The organism is Zobellia sp. OII3, from assembly GCF_002211465.1.
Lineage (GTDB): Bacteria > Bacteroidota > Bacteroidia > Flavobacteriales > Flavobacteriaceae > Zobellia > Zobellia galactanivorans.
Genome location: NZ_MWRZ01000027.1, coordinates 1 through 5,517, shown reverse-complemented (window position 1 = coordinate 5,517; position 5,517 = coordinate 1). Strand labels below are relative to the sequence as shown.

Here is a 5,517-nt window from a genome sequence, read left to right as displayed (position 1 = left end):
TTTTTGTAATGCGTAACTAATTGATAAATTGGGTTTTAGTTGTCTCAAATAATTCAAAAACCATCAATTTATTCCCGATGACGAGTTGTGCAGCGTTTCTTTGTTACCCAACGTTTTTTCCGTCCGAGTTAGTTTTTCAATCCAAAGGTCAAATCCATCAACTCAACAGTTGCGTTTGAGTGATAAGTCCAATTGCGCAAACTTGTTAAAAGTCCATCAACACGACAGTTGCGTTTGAGTGAAGTCCTTTTACGTAAACTTCTTTAGCCCTTTAACCCTTTTCAATTTTGATTGTATATTATTGAGAACTCAAATCCTTCTATTATTGATAACTCTAATACTATTTCATTCATTTACTTTCAATAAATACTTTACCATATACCTGTAAATTACAACGGTAATTATTATTGCTAAAAATAATTGTACTACGTTTAAGATAATTTCATTCGGAGTTATTTTACTCAAAAGAAATGTAATAATCATAGCTGAAAATATTGCGGCGATTATGAAAGCAAGTATACCAAATAGGATTTTAAGTAAGGTTATTTTCATTGGTTGTTTTTTTGGTCAAAATGTTGGGTAACGTTCTGTGTATGGTGTCGTGGCTGACGTTAGGAAGCCATGCACTATACACCTTGTGTGTGCCCAGTATGGGCATCTTTTAACTACAGAAAAGTAGTTAATTAATCTAGAGGGTGCAAGTCCCTTATGCGCTGGAGTAACGTCTGGAAGCATTAGTAAGTCGCAAGGGTGGTAACTGCGAAGTTACATCTGAAGAAAGCGAGACTACAAAACTCGGTACTGACGAACAGGAACCGTATACAGAGGCATATTTACTTGGGTAAGCAAGCACATCATTGTAACGCTCTAAGAACATCAAAAGGGTAGATATGTAGATACGGCGGGGATCGAGCGAAAGAAGATGTTCTTACCCCGATAAAGATCGGGGCAGGCTCTGGGGAGGTCTCCAAAGTTACGTGTAGCTACATGGAGAAGTCAGCAGAGGTCATAGTACTTACGGGAAACGAGCTAAGGCAGCACCCTAGAGGTCTCACAAACAAGGAAGGACCGAACGTAATTCTCTTCAAAATTCGCATAGGAGCACATGTTGTAGCCTATGCCTAAATTAGAAGATAGTGCCAAGGGTGAAAAGAGCCTTGGTTTGATGATTTACGAACCGCCGTATACGAGACCCGTACGTACGGTGGTGTGAGGGGTGCACTCCGTCATTTGATGGCGGAGCCATCCACTCGATTGGCATTAGTACTTTTAAATTGTCTCTAATATTTCAAAACTATTTTTAATCAATTCCTTTTGAGAATCATCGTTATCTTTTAGAAGCGCTTTTTCTTCTGTTCCATTTCCAATGCAAATCATATGAGCATTATCTTTAAATATCTCATTCTTATATTCTTCAATTTTAGAATCAACATTTTTATCATCAGCTATTGATAAAATAGTTTGAGTATCTTTTGGGAAGTTTTCATTGATAAATCTCAATATTTTATTTTTATTCCCTTGTTCAATGTCTTCTTTAAATACGCTATCCAGTATAAATGGTAATCTATGAATATCACTAGTTTTGGTTAATAAATAATTGAAAGCAAAATGATAACTTAAAACTGCAAGATGTAGTTGTACACCTTGAAATGGAAAGGATGATATTTCATATAATTGATAAAACCTTTCTTCATCTAGTGAAGGTAAAACTAGACTTGCATTATTAGTAAAGTACTTATCCTTAAATATTTTGCTCTTTTTACTTCTTTCAATAAGTATTTCTTCGTCTGTTTTATACTCCTTTAATTTTTCTTTTTCGCTTTCTAAATCAATTGTTAATTGACCTATTTGTTTGGTTAAATTCTCAAATAGTTGAATGTTTGCTTTACTATCAAGATACCTTTCAAGTGTTAATCCATTTTCAGAGTATTTATTAAATGTTAGATATGAAGATTTTATGTCAGCACGATGAGATTCAATCTTTTTGTTTAAAGAATTTAATCTTGATTGTAACTTTTTGACTTTATCTTTTAAATCTCTTTGCAAACTAATTGTATCATTTTCTTCTTGAAAAAATGAATAAACATCTTCGATTTTTGAAGGTAAAATTTGAGAACAAGTAGGACAGTTATCTTTTCCTGGTTCCTGATTTTTATGGTTTCGTTTTACTTTAGAAACTACTGATAAACGTTGATTTAGGAAAGTCAATTTATTTGAATCTGAAACATAAGTGTTTTCTAAATCAAGTAATTTGTTTTTTTTCTCTGAAATGTTAGATATTAGTTCATTTGCCTTACCTTCAAGTGTTTGGTCAATTACGTTTGCAAGTTTTAAGTCTTGGTTATCTTTTTCGACATCGGTATAAAACCTAATCTGTTGCTGAAGTCTATTTATTTCTTTTTCAATTTTTCGTTTTTCACCCCTATCAATAATATTCTCTATACCTAAATAATAATCAAGAAAGTCCTCTTTGAAATTTTTGTAAAAATTGAGGTTACTAAAGGATTTACGCAAGTAAACCCAACCAACTTCTTGAGAGACATAATAGGGCAAGAAAATGGTTTCTATTGGTGCGTCTGATATTCCACTATTTGATTCTAATAATAAATTGAAATTGAATAAGTTATTAAAGTATTTTTTTAGTTTCACGTGTTCAGCAGAATTATCACTACTTATACCATTAAATCTTAAAACTTTTTCATTTTCATCTTTAATTAAGAGTGTTTCATCTTGTCTTATAAAAACGTAATTCTTTTCTTCTTGTTCTTTTTTAACTGTACAATCAAGTCTAACAAAAATCTGTTCAGCTAGAATTTCGGCCAGTTTAATTTTATTGTCATTTATCCCAAATGCAAAAAGAATTAGCTGAATTAGAGTACTTTTTCCTGCTGTATTTTTACCGTAGATAACGTTTAGCTTGTCTTTAAATTCGGTATGAAAGAATTTATTGTTCTCTTCGCTGTAAACAAGAATACTATTTATATCTAATGTTGTTTTCATAAAGTATTTTTAACTTCAATATATGCTGCCGCAATTGCAGCTTTAAGCTGTAATTCGGATAATGTTGTGGATTTTTCTTTGTTAAATTTGGAATGATAACTTGAAATACAAGCTCTATCTGTGAAGTGAGATTTAAATATAGTTTTATTATTTACTACAAAATCAAAAATTTTATTATGTTCACTTTCATTAATGTCTTTGAACTTATCAAAGCTATTTTCATAATGAAGTTCAAACATTGTTACATCAAATAGATTGATATTGAGTTCTTCACACAATTCATCTTTTTTTTCTCTCCAAAAATCGAATGCTTTTTTCTTATTTGTTAGAATATTGATTAATGAATCGATTTGGTTAGAGTCAATCCTTTTTTTATTATCGCTTAATTTCGCAACGTTACCTTGATTAAACTCTCTTTCAATTTCCACCAAAGCAAAGTAAAATGTGTGTAATGCAGCTTTATGGTCAGCTATATCATTTCCAAATACAGATACAAATTTCCCATTGAGTTGCTCTAATTGTGCTTTTGGTGTTCTGCCTAAATCAATAAATCTAAAATTAAGAGTATCGAAATTGGATATGTTTTCTGATGTAAAACTTACATCTTTAGAACCTTTTTCAATTTTATTCTTAATGTTTTGGTCTAAATCAGAATACTTATAATGTTCAGTAGCTTCATTTACAAGACAAGAGTATTGTTGTTTATTAACTTTGCATTTAAGTTCTATTGTATTATTGGTCGCAAAAAAGTTGTCCTGACTAAAATCTGATGTTTTTGGGTGTGGGTCATTCAATACTGATTGACTGGTTTCAGTGATTTTTTTAATAATTTCTAATAAACCACTATTTGTCCATTTTGAGGTTGACTTTTTAGCTTGATAAGTCTCAATTTTTGAAAGTTCAGTTTGATTATCAAGGTATCCAAAAATTACGTCCTCTAAATGTTCTAATATTATAAAATACTTTTGGTTTTGTAATTGATTGTATTTTTCGAGAAACAAGTAAATAGTACAGTTCTTTTGAAAATCCATACCAATATTAGTATGAACTCCAGCATTTACTTCCGAATTGTAATTATTTGTCATTTAGTTTTTCTCGTATTAATGCCAACGGTCACGGCTATGGCAAGTAGGGCAGGCAAGGAAACTTTTCGTTTCCGTCTGGTCTACGAGCCATAGCTTTTTTTTGTATTATTTTTCTTTTTTTAAATGCCAAATCCAAAAGATTTGGCGGACTTAGTAAACAAGTCCAAGCCTTTAAATTTAGCACTTTATGCCCTATTTGCTATAGGTATTGTGCCTGTTGCACAAGTTAACGAAAAAACCACATAGGCTAAAGGAGATCTTAACGTTGGGTCGTTAATTTTAGGTATGCAGGGAAAAAAGGAGTATCAAGAAAAACTGTTCGCCCATTTCCAGTTGAGCGAGCGAATCCCCAAGAACAATTTCTACAGGCGGTTGAAAGAGGTTTTGGAGCTACGCTTCCTTTACGGCCTTACCGAAGGCTATTACGGGAACAGCGGCCAAAAGAGCATAGACCCAGTGGTCTTCTTCAAGCTCTGCCTTGTGGGCTATCTGGAGAACATCATAAGCGACCGCAAGCTCATGGCCCATTGTTCCCTACGGTTGGACATCCTTTATTTCATAGGGTACGATATAGACGAGGAGCTCCCCTGGCACAGTACGATAAGCCGTACGCGCCAACTGTTCCCCGAAAGTGTCTTCGAGGAAGTCTTCACCAAGGTGTTGAGTATGTGCGTGGAGAAGGGCATGGTCAGCGGCCATACCCAGGCCATAGATTCCGCACCTGTGAAGGCCAACGCGAGCATGGACACCTTGGAGCTTAAGGTGCCCGAAGAGGAACTGGACGAACACCTGCGCAAGGTACGTGTCCTGAGTGCAATGGACAAAGGGGAACCCCATCGCAAGAGCAAGAACGACAGCTCCGACAAGGGCCAGCGCAGCGTTAGTGCCGGCAAGAACGAACTGGCGGCGATAAAGGGCAGGAACAAAAAATGGGCGAAGGACCAGGACCAACGCCCGGGCGCCAAGAACAAGGGGGCCAAGTATACGAGCAACAAAACGCACTACAGCCCCACGGACCCCGATGCACGCATCAGCGTAAAACCGGGCAAGGCCAGAAAACTGAACTACCTGAGCCAATTGAGCGTTGATACGGCCCACCACGTCATTACGGACATCAGGGCCTACCATGCGGACGGGAAGGACAACCAACAGTTGCCGGATATCGTCCAAAGACTTCGGGCAAGGTTGTGGAAGCAGGGCCTGGTCTGGGAGAACTGCGTAGCGGACACTGGTTACAGCAGTGGCGGGAACTATGCCTTTTTGGAGAAAACAGGGTTAAAGAGCTTCATTCCGCCCCATGACACCTACAAGGGCGGCCCCACGGGTTTTACGTATAATGAAATCGAAGATCATTATATCTGTCCACAGGGCAAGGTCATCCCGTTCAGAAAGGTATTCAAGGATCACCGTACGGGTACGAAAAAGAAAGCGT

The 5,517-nt window shown here is 36.1% G+C and carries 4 protein-coding genes; 2 read left to right on the top strand and 2 right to left on the bottom strand.

The genetic code is table 11. The features are described from left to right. Nucleotides 1-987: 987 nt before the first annotated feature. A complete protein-coding gene (locus B4Q04_RS22785; protein WP_161496103.1) occupies nt 988-1,125 on the top strand; it encodes a hypothetical protein in 138 nt (45 codons plus the stop codon). A 144-nt stretch (nt 1,126-1,269) separates the two neighbouring features. Here the strand turns inward: B4Q04_RS22785 and B4Q04_RS22315 are convergent, their stop codons facing one another. Next, entirely contained in the window at nt 1,270-3,000 is a 1,731-nt protein-coding gene (locus B4Q04_RS22315; protein WP_088698184.1) for a hypothetical protein, read from the bottom strand. After that, complete coding sequence (locus B4Q04_RS22310) at nt 2,997-4,085, bottom strand: hypothetical protein (protein ID WP_088698183.1); 1,089 nt, start codon at nt 4,083-4,085, stop codon at nt 2,997-2,999. The genes B4Q04_RS22315 and B4Q04_RS22310 overlap by 4 nt, the downstream gene beginning before the upstream one ends. A gap of 285 nt (nt 4,086-4,370) precedes the next feature. Between B4Q04_RS22310 and B4Q04_RS22305 the strand changes: the two genes are divergently transcribed. Further along, a partial coding sequence (locus B4Q04_RS22305; RefSeq protein WP_123772426.1) for a transposase occupies nt 4,371-5,517 on the top strand: 1,147 nt, incomplete at its 3' end.

What these genes read in the sequence shown, in the direction of transcription:
- B4Q04_RS22785 (WP_161496103.1), top strand. Translation starts at nt 988, where the DNA reads ATGGAGAAGTCAGCAGAGGTCATAGTACTTACGGGAAACGAGCTAAGG.
- B4Q04_RS22315 (WP_088698184.1), bottom strand. Translation starts at nt 3,000, where the DNA reads ATGAAAACAACATTAGATATAAATAGTATTCTTGTTTACAGCGAAGAG.
- B4Q04_RS22310 (WP_088698183.1), bottom strand. Translation starts at nt 4,085, where the DNA reads ATGACAAATAATTACAATTCGGAAGTAAATGCTGGAGTTCATACTAAT.